The 16,470-nt window shown below is 56.1% G+C and carries 17 protein-coding genes and 1 pseudogene; 12 read left to right on the forward strand and 6 right to left on the reverse strand.

What is annotated here, in order from left to right:
* Nucleotides 1-31: 31 nt before the first annotated feature.
* On the forward strand, nucleotides 32-607 hold the full coding sequence (locus AACZ86_RS02230) for an FKBP-type peptidyl-prolyl cis-trans isomerase (RefSeq protein ID WP_339689039.1): 576 nt from the start codon (nucleotides 32-34) through the stop codon (nucleotides 605-607).
* Between the two features lie 18 nt (nucleotides 608-625).
* Here the strand turns inward: AACZ86_RS02230 and AACZ86_RS02235 are convergent, their stop codons facing one another.
* Both AACZ86_RS02235 and AACZ86_RS02240 read right to left on the reverse strand, forming a co-directional pair.
* Nucleotides 626-2,716, reverse strand: coding sequence for a bifunctional (p)ppGpp synthetase/guanosine-3',5'-bis(diphosphate) 3'-pyrophosphohydrolase (locus tag AACZ86_RS02235; protein WP_339689040.1), 2,091 nt, complete (start codon nucleotides 2,714-2,716; stop codon nucleotides 626-628).
* A 172-nt stretch (nucleotides 2,717-2,888) separates the two neighbouring features.
* Nucleotides 2,889-3,257, reverse strand: a complete 369-nt coding sequence (locus AACZ86_RS02240) for a hypothetical protein (RefSeq protein ID WP_339689042.1) — start codon at nucleotides 3,255-3,257, stop codon at nucleotides 2,889-2,891.
* Nucleotides 3,258-3,393: 136 nt separating this feature from the next.
* Between AACZ86_RS02240 and AACZ86_RS02245 the strand changes: the two genes are divergently transcribed.
* Nucleotides 3,394-3,933, forward strand: a complete 540-nt coding sequence (locus AACZ86_RS02245; protein ID WP_339689043.1) for a helix-turn-helix domain-containing protein — start codon at nucleotides 3,394-3,396, stop codon at nucleotides 3,931-3,933.
* 53 nt (nucleotides 3,934-3,986) lie between these two features.
* On the opposite strand, the pseudogene AACZ86_RS02250 reads toward AACZ86_RS02245, so the two are convergent.
* A pseudogene (locus AACZ86_RS02250) lies at nucleotides 3,987-4,129 on the reverse strand (phosphohydrolase); the annotation flags it as partial.
* Between the two features lie 180 nt (nucleotides 4,130-4,309).
* Here AACZ86_RS02250 and AACZ86_RS02255 point away from each other — a divergent pair.
* Both AACZ86_RS02255 and AACZ86_RS02260 read left to right on the forward strand, forming a co-directional pair.
* Entirely contained in the window at nucleotides 4,310-5,542 is a 1,233-nt protein-coding gene (locus tag AACZ86_RS02255; RefSeq protein WP_339689044.1) for a histidine kinase, read from the forward strand.
* On the forward strand, nucleotides 5,539-6,339 hold the full coding sequence (locus tag AACZ86_RS02260) for a LytTR family DNA-binding domain-containing protein (RefSeq protein WP_339689046.1): 801 nt from the start codon (nucleotides 5,539-5,541) through the stop codon (nucleotides 6,337-6,339). Before AACZ86_RS02255 ends, AACZ86_RS02260 begins: the two co-directional genes overlap by 4 nt.
* A gap of 3 nt (nucleotides 6,340-6,342) precedes the next feature.
* Here AACZ86_RS02260 and tadA read toward each other — a convergent pair whose 3' ends face one another.
* Nucleotides 6,343-6,801, reverse strand: a complete 459-nt coding sequence (gene tadA / locus AACZ86_RS02265) for a tRNA adenosine(34) deaminase TadA (RefSeq protein WP_339689047.1) — start codon at nucleotides 6,799-6,801, stop codon at nucleotides 6,343-6,345.
* Between the two features lie 151 nt (nucleotides 6,802-6,952).
* Here tadA and rpmB point away from each other — a divergent pair, with 151 nt between their 5' ends.
* Nucleotides 6,953-7,243: a 50S ribosomal protein L28 gene (gene rpmB, locus AACZ86_RS02270; protein WP_339689048.1), complete on the forward strand. Its 291-nt coding sequence runs from the start codon at nucleotides 6,953-6,955 to the stop codon at nucleotides 7,241-7,243.
* Between the two features lie 4 nt (nucleotides 7,244-7,247).
* Here the strand turns inward: rpmB and AACZ86_RS02275 are convergent, their stop codons facing one another.
* Nucleotides 7,248-8,333: an esterase-like activity of phytase family protein gene (locus tag AACZ86_RS02275; protein ID WP_339689049.1), complete on the reverse strand. Its 1,086-nt coding sequence runs from the start codon at nucleotides 8,331-8,333 to the stop codon at nucleotides 7,248-7,250.
* A 90-nt stretch (nucleotides 8,334-8,423) separates the two neighbouring features.
* On the opposite strand from AACZ86_RS02275, the gene AACZ86_RS02280 reads away from it, so the two are divergent.
* Genes AACZ86_RS02280 through AACZ86_RS02295 form a run of 4 tightly spaced genes read left to right on the forward strand, consistent with a single transcriptional unit; the run spans nucleotide 8,424 to nucleotide 11,989 of the window.
* Complete coding sequence (locus AACZ86_RS02280; RefSeq protein ID WP_339689050.1) at nucleotides 8,424-9,131, forward strand: CoA transferase subunit A; 708 nt, start codon at nucleotides 8,424-8,426, stop codon at nucleotides 9,129-9,131.
* Between the two features lie 20 nt (nucleotides 9,132-9,151).
* Nucleotides 9,152-10,072 (forward strand): hypothetical protein, encoded by a 921-nt coding sequence (locus AACZ86_RS02285; RefSeq protein ID WP_339689052.1) that lies wholly within the window; start codon nucleotides 9,152-9,154, stop codon nucleotides 10,070-10,072.
* Nucleotides 10,073-10,074: 2 nt separating this feature from the next.
* Nucleotides 10,075-10,716, forward strand: coding sequence for a 3-oxoacid CoA-transferase subunit B (locus AACZ86_RS02290; RefSeq protein ID WP_339689053.1), 642 nt, complete (start codon nucleotides 10,075-10,077; stop codon nucleotides 10,714-10,716).
* Between the two features lie 10 nt (nucleotides 10,717-10,726).
* Nucleotides 10,727-11,989: a serine hydrolase domain-containing protein gene (locus tag AACZ86_RS02295; protein WP_339689055.1), complete on the forward strand. Its 1,263-nt coding sequence runs from the start codon at nucleotides 10,727-10,729 to the stop codon at nucleotides 11,987-11,989.
* On the opposite strand, the gene AACZ86_RS02300 is transcribed toward AACZ86_RS02295, so the two are convergent.
* Nucleotides 11,986-12,783: a sugar phosphate isomerase/epimerase family protein gene (locus AACZ86_RS02300; RefSeq protein ID WP_339689056.1), complete on the reverse strand. Its 798-nt coding sequence runs from the start codon at nucleotides 12,781-12,783 to the stop codon at nucleotides 11,986-11,988. The genes AACZ86_RS02295 and AACZ86_RS02300 overlap by 4 nt on opposite strands.
* A gap of 147 nt (nucleotides 12,784-12,930) precedes the next feature.
* Between AACZ86_RS02300 and AACZ86_RS02305 the strand changes: the two genes are divergently transcribed.
* The 3 genes from AACZ86_RS02305 (at nucleotide 12,931) to AACZ86_RS02315 (ending at nucleotide 16,442) form a co-directional block, all read left to right on the forward strand.
* On the forward strand, nucleotides 12,931-14,517 hold the full coding sequence (locus tag AACZ86_RS02305; RefSeq protein ID WP_339689057.1) for a fatty acid--CoA ligase: 1,587 nt from the start codon (nucleotides 12,931-12,933) through the stop codon (nucleotides 14,515-14,517).
* A 121-nt stretch (nucleotides 14,518-14,638) separates the two neighbouring features.
* A complete protein-coding gene (locus AACZ86_RS02310) occupies nucleotides 14,639-15,382 on the forward strand; it encodes an enoyl-CoA hydratase/isomerase family protein (RefSeq protein WP_339689058.1) in 744 nt (247 codons plus the stop codon).
* 139 nt (nucleotides 15,383-15,521) lie between these two features.
* Entirely contained in the window at nucleotides 15,522-16,442 is a 921-nt protein-coding gene (locus AACZ86_RS02315) for a M14 family metallocarboxypeptidase (RefSeq protein ID WP_339689059.1), read from the forward strand.
* Nucleotides 16,443-16,470: the final 28 nt, after the last annotated feature.

The following is a 16,470-nucleotide window of genomic DNA, read 5'->3' on the forward strand; positions in this document are numbered from 1 at the left end:
TCGGCTCCACAATAATCAAGGTAGCCTGCCCATGTCTGTCACCACGGTTCCGATTCATCCCATCAAAAAGGGCTCGCTGACCAAAATCTGGTTAGCAGTGTTCCTTGTCGCTGCGGCCGCTCTGCTTCTCGCTTATACGGGAACCCGGAATGTTGTCGTAAATGGCGCAAGCAACGAACAGTTTCTGGCCGCCAATGCCGATGAGGACGGGGTAGAGACAACCGCTTCGGGCTTGCAATATAAGGTGATCAAGCCGGGCGAGGGGGCTTCGCCCACGGCGACCGACACCGCACTGGTCAAATATGAAGGCCGTCTGCGCGATGGCACGATCTTTGACGCCAATGAACAGACGCCAATGCCGGTTGGCGGCGTTGTGCCCGGTTTCTCCGAAGCATTGCAATTGATGCAAAAGGGCGGCGAATATCGCATCTGGATCCCGTCGGAGCTCGCTTATGGCGAAGCATCCCCCGGACCGGAGCTTCCTGCCAACAGTCTGCTGATATTCGATGTGACCCTGCTGGACTTTATTTCCGCAGCACAAATGCAGGAATTGCAGCGGCAGATGCAGGCAGAGGGGCTTCCTGGCGGACCACCGCCGGCTCCCTGACATTCTACTAGCGTCGGACTAGGAGCGTTCGGCCTGCGCGACCGCTTCCGATGCGCGCAAAGCCGACAATATCCGCATCAGATGATGGACATTGTGCACTTCCAGATCAACATCGAATGTATGGAACGGGCCGTCGCGATGCGACAGGCGCAGGTTCAGAATATTGGCATTGTGAAAGCCGAAAATGCCGGCCATTTCCGAAAGCGTCCCGGGCTTGTTGTGCAGGACCACGCATAGCCGCGCCGCTGCGCCGTCGCTTTCATTTCCCCAGCTGAGATCGACCCAGTCCGCATCCACGCCATCGGCCAGACTCTGGCAATCGATCGTGTGTACTTCGACACTTTTGCCGCTGCGTCGCAGGCCGACAATCCGGTCTCCGGGTACCGGGTGACAGCATTCGGCGAGGTTGAAGGCAACGCCGGGAGTCAGTCCCTTGATCGAAATCGCCCGGTCCTGTTCGGGCCATTGCCGTTCGTCATCATTGTCGTTGACGCTGCCGGGAATGAGCGCCTCCATCACTTCGCGGTCGCTGAGCTGGCGCGTCCCGATCGCCATCATCAGGTCGTCCGGTTCCTGCATTTCCAGCCGTTTCAGCGCGGCCTTGACAGCGCGGGGCCCGATCTTGCCGGGCAATCTTTCGATAATTTCCTCATATAGTTCCGTGCCGATCGCCACAATCTCGTCGCGTTCCTTGAACCGGACGTTGCGGCGGATCGCGGACCGGGCCTTGCCGGTAATGACGAAGGACAGCCAGCCCGGCTGGGGATCCTGTCCCTTGGATTTCAATATCTCCACGACATCGCCATTTTGCAATTGCGTGCGCAAGGGCACGTGCCGACCGTTGACCTTGGCGCCGACGGTCTGGTTGCCGAGATCGGTATGCACGGCATAAGCGAAATCGACCGTGGTCGAGCCTCGCGGCAATTGCAGCAACGTGCCTTTGGGGGTGAAGGCAAAAATCCGGTCCTGGTACATCGCCAGTTTGGCGTGCTCGAGCAATTCTTCCGCGTCTTCCGCCTGATCCAGGATTTCGATCAGATCGCGTATCCAGCCGGCCTGGCCGTCGGGCCGGTTGCCCTGTTTATAGGCCCAGTGCGCGGCGAGACCATATTCATTGTCCTCGTGCATGCGCTGCGAACGAATCTGGATTTCCACCCGCATATTGTTGCCGTGCATCAGGGTCGTGTGGATCGACTGGTAGGCATTGCGCTTTGGCGTGGAAATATAGTCCTTGAAACGGCCTGGAACCATTTTCCATTTCTCGTGCAGGATGCCGAGCGCGCGATAGCATTCGGCGCTGTTGTCGGTCACCACGCGGAACGCCATGATATCGGTCAGCTGCTCGAAGCTAACGTGCCGTTCCTGCATCTTGCGCCAGATCGAATAGGGATGTTTCTCGCGTCCGCTGACCTCCGCTGCCAGCCCGCCATTGGCGAGAGCCTTCTGGATCGATTCCGAGATTTTCTCGACCTGGCCGTCATCCCCTTCCTTGATCGCCTGCAATCTTTTGGTGATGGTCTCATAGGCTTCGGGTTCCATGTGCCGGAACGCCAGCAATTGCATCTCGCGCATATATTCATACATGCCGATCCGTTCTGCTAGGGGCGCGTAGATATCCATGGTTTCATGCGCAATCCGCCGCCGCTTTTCTTCACTCTTGATGAAGTGCAGCGTCCGCATATTGTGCAAACGGTCGGCAAGCTTGACCAGCAGGACGCGGATATCGTCGGACATGGCCAAGAAAAATTTGCGCAGGTTCTCGGCTGCCCGTTCATTGTCGCTCTGGGCTTCGATCTTGGATAATTTGGTTACGCCATCAACCAGCCGGGCGATCTCTTCGCCGAATAATTTGCCGATTTCTTCCGTCGTGGTCAGCGTATCTTCGACCGTGTCGTGGAGCAGGGCGGTGACGATTGTCTGCTGGTCCAGCTTGAGATCGGTCATCAGACCGGCGACCTCTATGGGATGACTGAAATAAGGGTCGCCGCTTGCGCGTTTCTGGCTGCCATGTCGCTGCACCGAAAAAACATAAGCGCGGTTGAGCAGATCCTCATCTGCATCGGGATCATAGGATTTTACCCTTTCCACCAGTTCATATTGCCTAAGCATCAGCTGAAGATGTAGCGCTTTCGGGGCGGGGGCAACAAAAAAGAGCGCCGAAGCCGGCTCTTATGTCCGGGGAATGGAACATAAGGTTGGCTTCGGCGCTATGGCTGACCGGGGGGAGCCAGTAAACTGGCTGCTATCGGGAGCGAGAGACCGGTCAGGCGGGATGCTCAAATCAATTGTTGCACTTGGCGAGCGCTTCGCTGTCAAAGGCCTCGCCTTTATAGGCGAAACTGGCAACCGGACCGAATTCATCGGCGACCTTGGCGCAGATTGTACGGGGCGAAGAACTGCTCTGCGCGCCAATACATTCGGTGCCTGCGCAACGGATGACCGTATCCTTGATAATTTCCTGGGCCGCCTCGACCGGAGCCTGCAATTCCGCAGTATAGGCGATTGATTTGGTGCGGGCTTCGGCCGTCGTAGCGGTAAACAAGGTAAGAGATGCCATCGCGGCAATGCAGAAGATCATCGAAGCACGAAGGGGGCTTTGGGAGAGAAGCATGATATTTCCTTTCTTATCGTTCGGTTTGCCGACCGTCATGGTGATGGCTGGCGGGGAGAAAATCGTTGTTGCAATTTAGGTTGCGAATCACTACTTAGATTAATGGGTTTTAAGTTGCAACTAAAAACTTACATTTTTTTCGCACTCACCCGAAAACTGGTTTAGGAATGGGTACATGGATAAAATCAGAGAAGATCTATCGAGCCTGATCGGCGGAGAATGCAGCCTACCTGTATCGCTGGAAGTTATCGGCGAACGCTGGTGTTTCATGATATTGCGCGCTGCGCTCAACGGCGTCGGGCATTTCGAGGATTTCCTTTCCGAAATCGGTATCGCCCGGAATATCCTGGCCAACCGGCTCACCCGCATGGTTGAAGCGGGGATCATGACCCGTCGCCCTTGTGATCATGACAAACGAAAAGTCGAATATCGGCTGACCGACAAGGGGCAGGATTTGCTGCCGACGATGATCGCGATGCGACAATGGGGGGAACGATGGGAAACCGGCGTTCCGTCCAATCCGGTGTTATGCGATTCGCGTGACCGCCAACCCATCGCCCGCGTCACCATGCGGGCGCACGATGACCGGATATTGGAAATGGAAGATCTGTGCTGGATTGATGAAGCAGAATTGAAACCCGATTCAGACGGCGTCTGTCGTGAAGATATGGTGGTTCGCCATCTGAAGGAAATCGGCGAGTCTTCTGCAGCCTGAAGGCCGAGTCCGATGGATGCTATTCGGTCGCGGAAATGCGGTCGACCGGGCGGGCCATGATGTTCCGCGATCCAATGGTTTTTCTCTCTGACAGAGGGTTTCAGGATCACCGCAGCAACATCGGGGTGATTATGGTGCCAAGCGTATCGCTGACGTCGTGAAGTAATGCCATCACGACATATTCCTCGTCCCGGCCTTCGCCGGGACCGTCGATCATATTCTCATTGGTCGTTTCTCGGGTTTTCAAACATTTCTGTCGTGGCCGACAATGAAAATCTTACGGTTTTCAGTGAAAAACGACGCCGGTTGAAGCCTTATTTGCACAAATGATAGGCGATTCTTCCCCAACCGGTAATGCCCCGCTATAGATAGAGCGATGGCCGTCATGGAAATTCGTCCCCAGCCGTTTTTTGGCAACAAGAACCGAGCATTCTGGAACCTGCAATCTGCGGGCTGGGCCGGTGCGCTGATATTGCGGGCGATCGGCGGAATCTCGAACGGATTGCCGCTGAGTTTCCTGGTGCCGGTCATTATTTCGACCATCACCGGCTATTCCATCTCCCTGCTTTTGTCGGTCGTGTACAAGAATCTGATCCACCGGCGTCCTATTGTGACATGGAGCAGCACCGCGGCGATATTGACGGTAGCCTCGGCTTTATACGCTTTCATCGATGCCTGGGTCTTCCTCATCCAGAATCCGACGTCGGAAACCGCCTTTATCACCTTATTCATAGGATCACTGTTCCTTGGTATCATGCTGCTCGGCGCCTGGTCGGCACTTTATTATGCGATAAATTTCTTCCTACGGGTGGAGGAACAAAATGATCAGCTATTGCAGCTCGAGGCGCAGGCCACCCGCGCCCAACTTGCGATGCTGCGTTACCAGCTCAATCCCCATTTCCTGTTCAACACGCTGAACAGCATATCCACGCTCGTGCTGCTCCGGCAGACCGAACCGGCCAATGCCATGCTGTCACGCCTGTCCTCCTTCCTGCGCCATACATTGGTCAACGAGGTCCACAGCCGGGTGACTCTGGCTCAGGAGGTCGAAACCCTGCATCTCTATCTCGATATTGAAAAAATGCGTTTCGAAGAGCGACTGCGCTCCCATTTCGATATCGACCCGGCTGTGCGCGACGCGCTGTTGCCCTCTCTATTGCTGCAACCACTGGTCGAAAACGCAATAAAATATGCGGTCACGCCGCAGGAAGAAGGCGCGGACATCTCGGTTTCGGCCCATCGCGACGGGAACAAGCTGCGAATTGTGGTGTCGGATACCGGGCCCGGAAAAATTGGTGCGATGACCAGCAAGTCCGATTCGACCGGCGTCGGCCTCGGCAATATTCAGGAGCGATTAAACCAGGCTTATGGAGAAGCCGCCATATTCGAAACGCGATCGTCTCCGGGCGAGGGCTTTTCGGTATTCATCGCCTTGCCATTTGAAACAAGGGAACAGATCGAGCGGGAAGCGGCGGATGACTCGGCGACAGACGAACAAGTGAGAAACGAGACTATTTTTGGGGAGCATGCATCCAGTGATGACCAACAGCGGGAGCCGGCGAATACACCGGCGATGGCATCATTTCAGCATAAGGATTTAAAAACATGACGATCAAGACGATATTAGTCGACGACGAAAAACTTGCGATCCAGGGTTTGCAGATCCGGCTCGAGAAATTTGACGATATCGAAATTGTCGACACCTGCCGCAATGGCCGGGAAGCGATTCGCAAGATCAAGACATTGAAGCCCGATCTGGTGTTTCTCGATATCCAGATGCCAGGATTCGACGGATTTTCGGTGGTTCAGGGAATCATGGAGATCGAACCGCCCCTGTTCATTTTCGTGACCGCCTATTCCGAACATGCGGTCCGCGCCTTCGAGGCCGAGGCGATCGACTATCTGGTGAAGCCGGTAGAGGAAGACCGGCTTGCCGACGCCATTGACCGGGTACGCAAGCGTTTGCTGGAAAAACGCGGCGGCGCGGAACTGGAAAAGCTCAAAAACGTGCTCAGTGAAGTCGCGCCCGATGCCATGGCCAATATGGATGATTCGGAAGAGCCTGCCTCAGCCGACCGCTATGAAAAACTGATCAACGTGAAAGACCGCGGCCAGATTTTCCGGGTCGATGTCGATACGATCGAGCGGATTGATGCGGCCGGCGATTATATGTGCATCTATACGGCCGACAATAGTCTGATTCTGCGTGAAACGATGAAGGATCTCGAAAAACGTCTCGATCCCCGTTATTTTCAGCGGGTGCATCGCTCGACCATCGTCAACCTGAGTCAGGTGCGCGAGGTCAAGCCGCATACAAATGGGGAATGTTTCCTTGTTCTGGGGTCGGGCGCGCAGGTGAAGGTATCGCGCAGCTACCGTGACGTTGTCGCGCGCTTTGTCCATTAGGATTTAGTCCCGGCGACCCCGGAAAAAGTCCGTCAGCAGCTTGGCGGATATTTCTTCATCCATGCCGGCATAAACCTCGGGCTTGTGATGGCATGTCGGGGCGTCGAAGAATCGTACGCCATTGTCCACCGCTCCGCCCTTTGCATCACCGGCACCATAATAGAGCCGGCGGATGCGGGAGTGGGCAATCGCGCCAGCGCACATGGTGCAGGGCTCCAGCGTGACCCATAGATCGCAATCGTCGAGCCGGTCATTGTCAAGAAACCGTGTTGCTTCGCGAATCGCAACGATTTCGGCATGGGCGGTCGGATCATGATCGATCCGGGTGCGATTATGGCCGCGTCCGATAATTTCCCCGTTCCGGATGACAACCGCGCCGACCGGCACTTCGCCGATCGCCAATGCTGCCTTCGCAAGGGCCAGCGCCGCGTCCATGAAGGATGTATAATTTGCCAGAGCCATTGGCTGCGCCTAGCGGGATTGATGATAAAACGCCAGATAGGGCATCGGACAAGGAAAAGCGCCGTAATGCTTGACGGCCTTATGGTTTGTGGTTATCGAACCCCACTTTCCCGCTGGGAATCAATCAATAACAAGAAATTGGACTTTTACGATGTCGCGGATTTGCGAACTGACAGGTAAGACTCGGCTGGTAGGCAATAATGTGTCTCACGCCAAAAACCGGACCAAGAAGACATTTTTGCCCAACCTGCAAAATGTGACTCTTCTGTCCGATACACTCGGCAAGGGCGTGAAACTCCGTGTTTCGACCCATGGCCTGCGTTCTGTGGAACATGTTGGCGGCCTCGACAATTGGTTGCTGAAAACCAAGGACGACAAATTGAGCCAGCGCGTGAAGCGTCTCAAAAAAGAAATCGCGAAAAAGCAGGTTGCCACCGCGTAAGCGATCAGTCTGATTCGAACGTTGAAAAGCCGGGGCTCGCTCCGGCTTTTTCGTTTTTGCGTTCCGGTTCCGGTTTTGTCTGTGCAACTTTGCCCTTCAGCAGCCGGAATTTGAACAAGAGCGATTCCTGCAGCGCGCTGAAATTGTCATCCGATGCTATCCAGACAAATATTTGGTCTCTATCCCGCGTGACGGCCAATGCTTCCATATTATCGACCTTTAATGGTGGCCTCAGCGTGGCGATCGGTACGGACGTCGCGATTTTTCCCGGTTGGAAGTCCTTGAGCTGCGCGGTCGACAATATTGCTGACACACCATCAAACGGTGTAAACCGTCGGTGCAGCATCAGGGCTGTCTTCTCGTCGAGTATCGCCGCGTCGGTCAAATTATAGCCTTTCGGCGGCTGATAGCCGAAGCGCACGGCTTTGCTGCCTGGTTCAGCGGGATCGCTGGCAAATATAAGCGCCTGATAACCACCTTTCGAATATTCTGCCGCCTCCGAAAAAACCAGAAAACGGCCATCGGGCAGATGAAGCATCGCCTCTGGGCCCTCGTTTTCCGGCCAATTTTTTGTGGCTTCAGGAAAATGCGCGGCTTCTCTGCGAGCCAGAGACGGGCCGTAGCGCCAGATACTATGCTGATGCTCGTAGCCAACCCAGAACTGGCCGGTCTCGGGATCGTGCAGGAACGATTCGGCATCCCAATTCTGTCGGGCAAATTCATTCGGTTTGGCCGGGCCGTCGGGTAGCGGGGCAATGAACGGACGAATCGCCCGATGTTTGCTTTCATCCAGCGTAAATCCGAACAGGCTTCCGTTGTCGCTGAGCATCAGGAAACGGCTGTCGGGCAAAGCGATCATGGATGATATGCCTCCGAAAGCGGCATTGTCGCTGGTGATTTTCCAGCCGCCGAGAAATTCGAGACGACCAATCCGGGTGCGAACCGGGTTCTTCGCGTCGATAACTATCGGTTCCAGCGCGATATATTGGCTTTCATTTGCCCGAGGAACGGGTCCGCGCACATAGGTGACCGGCACAAGAAAGAAAAAGAGCGATAAACAGGCCAGGACACGGAACATGATGCCGCGCATAACCGATTCATTGCATCAAACATATTCTATTCTGGACGGTCGGACGCCACCTGCGCTAGACGCCGGACAACCAGTCAGGAAAGCGGAAAAATGAAAAAAATCTATCCCGATGCAGCGGCGGCGCTCGAGGGCCTTTTATTCGATGACATGCATCTGTGTGTTGGTGGTTTTGGTCTTTGCGGAATTCCCGAACGGCTGATCGATGCGATCCAGCAGGACGGCGTCAAAGGGCTTACCATCGCCTCGAACAATGCCGGCATTGATAATGAAGGTCTCGGCAAGCTGCTCCGCTCGCGGCAAGTGAAGAAGATGATCGCTTCCTATGTCGGCGAGAACAAGGAATTCGAACGACAATTTCTTTCCGGCGAACTGGAAGTGGAATTCTGCCCACAGGGGACTCTTGCCGAACGGTGTCGCGCCGGTGGGGCGGGTATTCCGGGTTTCTATACCAAGACCGGCGTCGGGACGCAGGTAGCCGAGGGCAAAGAGCATAAGGATTTCAATGGCCAGACCTATATCCTCGAGCATGGGATTTTTGCCGACGTCTGCCTGATCAAGGGCTGGAAGGCGGACAAGGCGGGCAATCTGATGTTCCGCAAGACGGCCCGCAATTTCAACGCGCCGATGGCAACCGCAGGCAAAATCTGTGTCGCCGAGGTCGAGGAGATTGTCGAAGTTGGCGAACTGGATCCAGATTGCATCCACTTGCCGGGTATCTACGTCAAACGGCTGATCAACGGTGCGCCCTATGACAAGAAGATAGAATTCCGCATGACCCGGCAGCGCGCAGACGCCTGATGGCCCGGCTTCGCCTATCTTTGGCTTTGGCAGTCTTGCCACTGCTGTCCGGTTGCGTGGCGGCACTCCTGCCGCTCGCGGCGTTGGGGACGATGGGCAAGAAACAGATTGATCGCGCCGAAGCGAAACGGGAACTGGTCGCGTCCGGCGCAATCGATCTTGCGATGCCCTCAGGTAAGGTAACGATCGGACCCAGCAGCGAGACTGTTGACGCATTGCCCCGAACGGAAAAGAAATTCTCGGGGCAAGGCGGTGCGATTGAAATTGCCGAATCCGATCTGGATGGTGATGCTGCCGATTATATTGCACAATATTATCAACCGAGAGGTTCCAATGCTTCGCCTTATGCCGGATTTGCGGCACATGCTCTGAATCAGTCGGCCAGGCTGGAAGCAGGAGAGGGCGTTGAATCGGTTGTGTTGATTCCGCGGGTTGATGTTTTCAAGCCGAAAACCATGGCGTGTGAAGGCAAGCCTTTGGCTGTAGCCATCGATCTTGACGACACGACCGGCGGCGACTGGACAAAAGCGGAAACGCTGTACCGGCAAAATGGCCTTATCGAAGTGCTGGCCAGCCTGCGGGCGGCTGAGATCAGCGTGATCTGGTTGTCCGACCAACCCGTTGCGGCATCCGAGAAAATTTCGAGCATCCTCAGCGAGGCCGGTTTCTCGCAATCCGAATCGGATAATTTTCTTTTCCTTGATCGTGGCGGCGATGACCGAAAACAGGTTCGGCGCTGGGATGCCGCGCGCAACTATTGCATTGTAGCGATGGCCGGTGACGATCGCGCGGATTTTGACGAGCTCTATGATTATTTGCGCGATCCCGACGGGGCGATCACGCTGGAAAATATGTTTGATAATGGCTGGTTTCTGACGCCGCCTCCTCTAGTGGAAGCGAACGAACCAGCAAATGCAACACCGGTTGAGAAAGAAGGATAAATATGCCCTGGACTCGCGATGAAATGGCCGCTCGGGCGGCACAGGAACTGCAAGACGGCTATTATGTGAACCTGGGAATAGGTATTCCGACACTGGTAGCTAACCATATTCCCCCGGGAGTAGAGGTCACGCTGCAAAGCGAAAACGGGATGCTCGGTATCGGACCGTTTCCTTTCGAGGACGAGATCGATGCGGATCTGATCAATGCCGGTAAGCAGACGATCAGCGAGTTGCCGTCATCAAGCTATTTCAGTTCCTCCGACAGCTTCGCGATGATTCGCGGCGGCCATATCGATCTGACCGTTTTGGGCGCGATGGAAATTGCCCAAAATGGCGATATCGCCAACTGGATGATTCCCGGCAAGATGATCAAGGGCATGGGCGGCGCGATGGATCTGGTCGCCGGCGTGAAGAAAATCATCGTCGTGATGGATCATTGCGCGAAGGACGGCAGTCCCAAGTTCATTCCCGAATGCACATTGCCGCTGACCGGTACCAATGTCGTCGACATGATCATCACCGATCTTTGTGTGTTCAGGCGTGACGACCATGACAGTCCGTTCAAGCTGATCGAACTGGCTCCGGGAATTAGCGCAGAGGACGTGGCAGCAAAAACCACTGCCGCCTATGAAATAGCATTATAAAATATAGCCGGTGAAAAAACATCTGACTTTATTGTTCGGCCTGGCGGCTCTGTTGCTCGTTGGCTGGTATGGTTATCGCGCGCTTGTCGAACAGCAAAGCGGTTTTCCGTTGCCGGAGTTGATTGTACCGGAGGTTGAAGCGAGACTACCAACCCGGCCCGATGACTGGCAGGGCACGATCGACTATTCGGGCCTCGACCGTGATTTTACGGTTCTGGCAGCACGACCGGAAATGGCGGGGCTGGCGGTTGCCATTGTCGAGGATGGCGAACTCCGCTTTATCGGAACCTATGGTGTAACCGCCAAAAATAGCTGGGAGCGGGTGATGCCGCAGACCGTGTTCCGCTGGGCCTCGGTCTCGAAAGGGGTCGCCGGGTCGCTTGCGGCAAAACTGTCGCAAGAAGGCAAGCTCAACCTCGATGCGCCGCTTGCCAGTTGGCAAACGTCCCTCAGACTTCCCGGCGGTGCGGAATCGCGAACAACATTGGCACAACTTTTGTCGCATCAAACCGGTCTTACGAAAAATGCCTATGACAGCAAGCTGGAGGACGGCCAGAATCCCGGCCTGCTCCGCGCGCAACTGGCTGCGGCCCCGCTGCAATGCGTGCCGGGCACCTGTCACAGCTACCAGAATATCGCTTTTGACGCCGCCAGCGAAATATTGGGGCAGGCAGCCGGAACATTATATTCTGATGCGGTGCAGAAGCAGTTATTCGAGCCGCTCGGCATGAAGAGCGCGCAATTCGGCATGACCGGCCTGACCGGCGCGCAAAGCTGGGCACGGCCGCATCGCGGTGACGAGGTGCGAACCCTGTCCGAATCCTACTGGCGGGTCCCGGCAGCTGCTGGCGTCAGCAGCAATATCGTGGATATGGCGCGCTGGATGCGCGCGCAGATGGGCGAGGATGAAGAGGTTCTGTCGGCCGGGACACTGGCACTGGCCCATGCGCCCTTGGTCAGGACCGGTCGCGTCTATAGCGGCGATCTAGCCCGCGCACTTGGCGAGCCGTCCTACGGATTGGGCTGGCGCAGCTTCACCTATGCCGACCGGCAACTGGTCGGGCATAGCGGTGCGGTGGACGGGTTCCGCTCGACGATGATATTTGATCCGGTAGCGCGGACCGGTGTCGTGGCGATGTGGAACAGCGGTTGGGGGCGACCCTTCCGGCTTCCTTTTGCTGTGCTCGACAGCTTCTATGGCCAGTTGGGAAATGATTGGCTCGATCTGTCGGACCTGCCTTTACCCGAAGTCCCTCCCGTTCCGCATTCTTAATCCAACAGATTGCGGCTGGCGGTGACAGCGCGATGTGCCCATGATTTTGCATCCGATCCTCCGCATCCGGCGAAGTCGGGCACTTCGATGTCGATATCTACATGCGGGCCGAGCAGGGCGGCCAGATTTTTCAGCGGAAAGACCCCTTCGCCAGGGATCATCCGGTTCATCGCTTCATCAAGATAGTCGCCGGACAGATGGAAATCCGGTCCGTCGCATAGCTGGACATAGGTGATGATGGCCGGATCCATGGTCTCTAACTGCTCCAGCGTGCCGCCGGTGCGGAACAGATGGAGCGCGTCTATAGCGATCCCGAGATTGGGCTGGTTCACACGGCCATGTAGCGTGGCAGCCTTGTCGAGGCTGTTGCAGCCAGCAGAAAACCCGGTGAATTCGAGACCGACTTCCAGCCCGTTTTCGCGAGCCATTGCGCATAGTTTCGAAAGCTGATCCTCCGCGCGATTGCAGTCGGTTTCGTGGATATGGGTCACTATCCGTTTTGCGGCCAATTCTGCGGCAAGGGTGATGGCTGGCGCAAAGGCCGCGACGTCTTGCGTCGCCATCACCGGAAAATATTCGGCGTTGATGATCCGCATATCATGGTCGTGCAGCAGGCGTTTGAAAGATGCCGATGCTGAGGGAGTAACGACCGGAAACATGTCCTGGCCCTGTTTATCGACTGGCGTCGCGGTGAAGAGGCAGACTTCGTCGAGCCCGGCTTCGGCAGCGAAGCGGACAAGGCCTTCCGGTCCGCCCTCCATCATCGTGATCTGATGCAATGCCAGTTTGCGCATCGGGCGACCCTAGATCAGCAACGCGATGTCTTGCCACCAGCATTTGTGTCATTCCCGCTAGTCAATCTGCTAGGCTGTATCACTCGTTGGCCTCTCTATGTATCCGGGGCATGGCCGGTCAGAGAATCGCGCAAAGAGGATGATATTATGACGGAAGACGAGATAGTTTCTATTGCCGATGTCGTGCGTTTCCACGCGCAGCAACAGCCGGACTCGGTGGTTTTCACCTTTGAAGGTGACGAAATGACCTATGCCGCACTCGATGCGGGCAGCAACCGGGCGGCCCAGGCACTGGCGTCTAAGGGCGTCGGCAAGGGCGACCGGATCGCCTATATGGGCAAGAATAGTCATCTCTATTTTGAAATATTGGTCGGTGCGGCCAAGCTGGGTGCCGTGATGGTTCCGGTGAACTGGCGGCTGGCTCCGCCGGAAGTCGCCTATATATTGAACGATTGTCAGGCGAAAATCCTGTTTATCGGCCCCGGCTTCGACGATCTGGTGCGCAAGATCAAAGATGATCTCGACCATGTCGAACTGATATTGGGTAGCGAGAAGGCCGAAGGCGATTTTGCCGGCTATCCGGCATGGCGCGACGGCTTTGAACCTGTCGATCCGATGGTGGCTTGTAACGAAGAAGATGACGCGCTGCAGCTCTATACATCGGGTACCACGGGTCACCCCAAGGGCGCGATCATGACCAGCGGATCGATTTTTTCCTCGCGCAGTTCCGGGGTCACGGAAGAGGATTTGATGGACTGGCAAAAGCCGATCCCGGGCGAGATCACATTGCTCGCCATGCCCTGCTTCCATATCAGCGGCACCGGCACCGGACTGGGCGTGATGTTCACCGGTGGCAGCGCCATCGTATTGCCGGAATATGATCCGACCCAGGCGCTCGATCTGATCGCGCAATATAATATCTCGAAAATCTTCATGGTACCGGCGGCGATCCAGATATTGCTCAATCATCCACGGGCCAGGGATGTCGATTTTTCCAATCTCAAATATATCACTTATGGCGCGTCACCGATCCCGCTGGAGTTGATGAAACAGGCGATGGATGTGCTTGGTTGCGGTTTTGTCCAGATGTACGGCATGACCGAAACATCGGGGACGATCACCACGCTCAACCCCGAAGATCATGATGTGAACGGTAACGAGAAGATGCGTTCGGTCGGTACACCTCTTCCCGGTGTCGAGATCAAGATTATCGATCCGGAGACCGGCGAGACTTTGCCACCATATACGATTGGCGAAATCGCGACCCGCTCGGCAAAGAATATGAAAGGCTACTGGAACCGGCCTGACGCCACGGCGGAAACGATTGACGCTGACGGCTGGCTCAGGACGGGCGATGCCGGTTCGCTCGACGAGGACGGCTATCTCTATATCCAGGACCGGCTGAAAGACATGATCATCTCGGGCGGAGAGAATGTCTATCCGGCGGAAGTCGAGAATGCGCTCTACGCCAATCCCAAGGTCGCCGACGTCGCGGTGATCGGCGTGCCCGACGCAAAATGGGGCGAGGCGGTGAAGGCCTGCGTCGTGGTCAAGGCCGGGCAGGAACTGACCGAAGCGGAACTGATTGCCGATGCCCGTCAACGTATTGCCGGCTATAAATGTCCGAAGTCGATTGATTTCATCGAAGCTCTGCCGCGCAATCCTTCGGGCAAGATCTTGCGCAAGGACCTGCGCGCGCCTTATTGGGAGGGCAAGGACCGGGCGGTCAATTGATCGATCGCATTTTACAGTTGATGTTTTTGCCGTTCGCCCTGAGCCTGTCGAAGGGCACTGCTCGTCGAGAGGTGCTTCGACAAGCTCAGCACGAACGGTATTTGGACGAGGGCGAAAGGTTATGACAGAATTGGTGCTGCGGGAAGACCGGGGTGGCTGGGCGCTGTTGACGCTGAACCGCCCGGACAAGCTCAATTCCCTGACGGTGGCCATGTTCAGGGAGCTCCGGGACCATGTCTCCGATCTGCGCAAGGACGACAGCATCGGCTGCGTGGTTCTTCGCGGTGCGGGCAAATGCTTTTCCGCCGGTCATGATCTCGGCGATATTGCGGAAGGTGAAGCGGTGCCATCGCCCGGCTGGCATTCTGAAACATTGCGGATGCTGGAAAAACTGCCCAAGCCGGTGATCGCTGCCGTACACGGTCACTGCTACACCGGCGCGCTCGAGGTGGCTCTGGCGGCGGACTTCATTCTGGCCGCAGACACTGCGCGTTTCGGTGATACCCATGCGAAATGGGCGCTGACCCCGGTCTGGGGCATGAGCCAGCGTCTGCCGCGCAGGGTTGGCATTGCCACCGCCAAACGGCTGATGTTCACCGCCGACATGATCAATGCCGAGGAAGCGGTGCGCATCGGGCTGGCGGAATATTCTGTGCCGCTTGAACAGTTCGATGCCGAGATTGAAGCGCTGGCGAACAAGATCGTCGCCAATTCCGGTTTCTCTCACGCCGCCAACAAGCGTCTCCTGGAGGCAACCGACGGCGGTCCGCTTGACGCCGGGCTGCAATGGGAAGTGATGGAATCGGAAGGCCATGGCCCCGATATGTATGAGCGGATCGGGGCTTTTACGGGAAAAGGGAAGTGATGGGGAGATGATCCGCTTGTTTTCGGCGTCTATATTGTTCTGAAAGCGGACTCCAGCTCTGGCACTAAGCCGAAATTCGTTTAGAATTGGCAGCATCATTTCCCAATCATGATTCATGCCTCTGGCCAGCGAGACCCAAATGAATAGCAATCCCTTTTATCCGATCGGAACTCCGGGCCAAGCTTGGGGCGAGGAGGAACGGAAGCAATGGCGAGCCAGTCAATCCGTCCAGCGCCGGTACGCACAGGACGTAGTGCCGCGGATCGAGGCACTGGCTAGCCAATTTGAAATCCTTTCTTATGGTCGACTCGATTACGCCGACGATATTTATCCGCTTTTCGCTCTTCAAAACGGTCCTCACGACCCCGCTCTGCGCACAGCGCTCGTAACCGGCGGCGTACACGGATATGAAACGAGCGGAATAATGGGCGCGCTTGAATTTCTGGAGAAGCACGCAGCCAATTATGCTGGCAAAGTCAATCTGTTGGTGGCGCCTTGCGTAAGCCCCTGGGCTTACGAGCGTGTCAATCGTTGGAATTACAACGCATTGGATCCCAATCGCAATTTCAAACCAGATAGCGAAGCGGTTGAGTGCGCGGCGCTGATGGCGTTAGTTGCCGCTCATAATGGACCGTTCCTCCTGCATATCGACCTGCATGAAACAACCGATAGCGACGAGAGCGAGTTTCGTCCTGCTCTGGCGGCACGAGACGGCAATAGCTATGTGCCGGGTGCCATACCCGATGGCTTCTATCTGGTTGACGATAGCGAGAGCCCGCAACCTGCTTTCCAGCAGTCGATCATATCGGCGGTCGAACGGGTAACGCATATCGCTCCGCCGGACGAAAATAATATGATTATAGGCTCGCCTGTGATCGCTCACGGCGTGATCGAATATCCGCAATTCCAATATGCCATGTGCGGTGCCGTGACCGATGCCCGGTTCAGGACGACAACCGAAGTCTATCCGGACAGTCCGCGCGCGACGCCGCGCGAGTGTAACAACGCGCAGGTGGCAGCTGTTTGCGCTGCTCTGGATTTCGCGCTCGCTCATATGTGAGCCGACCGAAACACCGGCTTCAGTGGAT

The sequence above is a fragment of the uncultured Parasphingorhabdus sp. genome (assembly GCF_963975735.1).
In the GTDB taxonomy this organism is placed as follows: domain Bacteria; phylum Pseudomonadota; class Alphaproteobacteria; order Sphingomonadales; family Sphingomonadaceae; genus Parasphingorhabdus.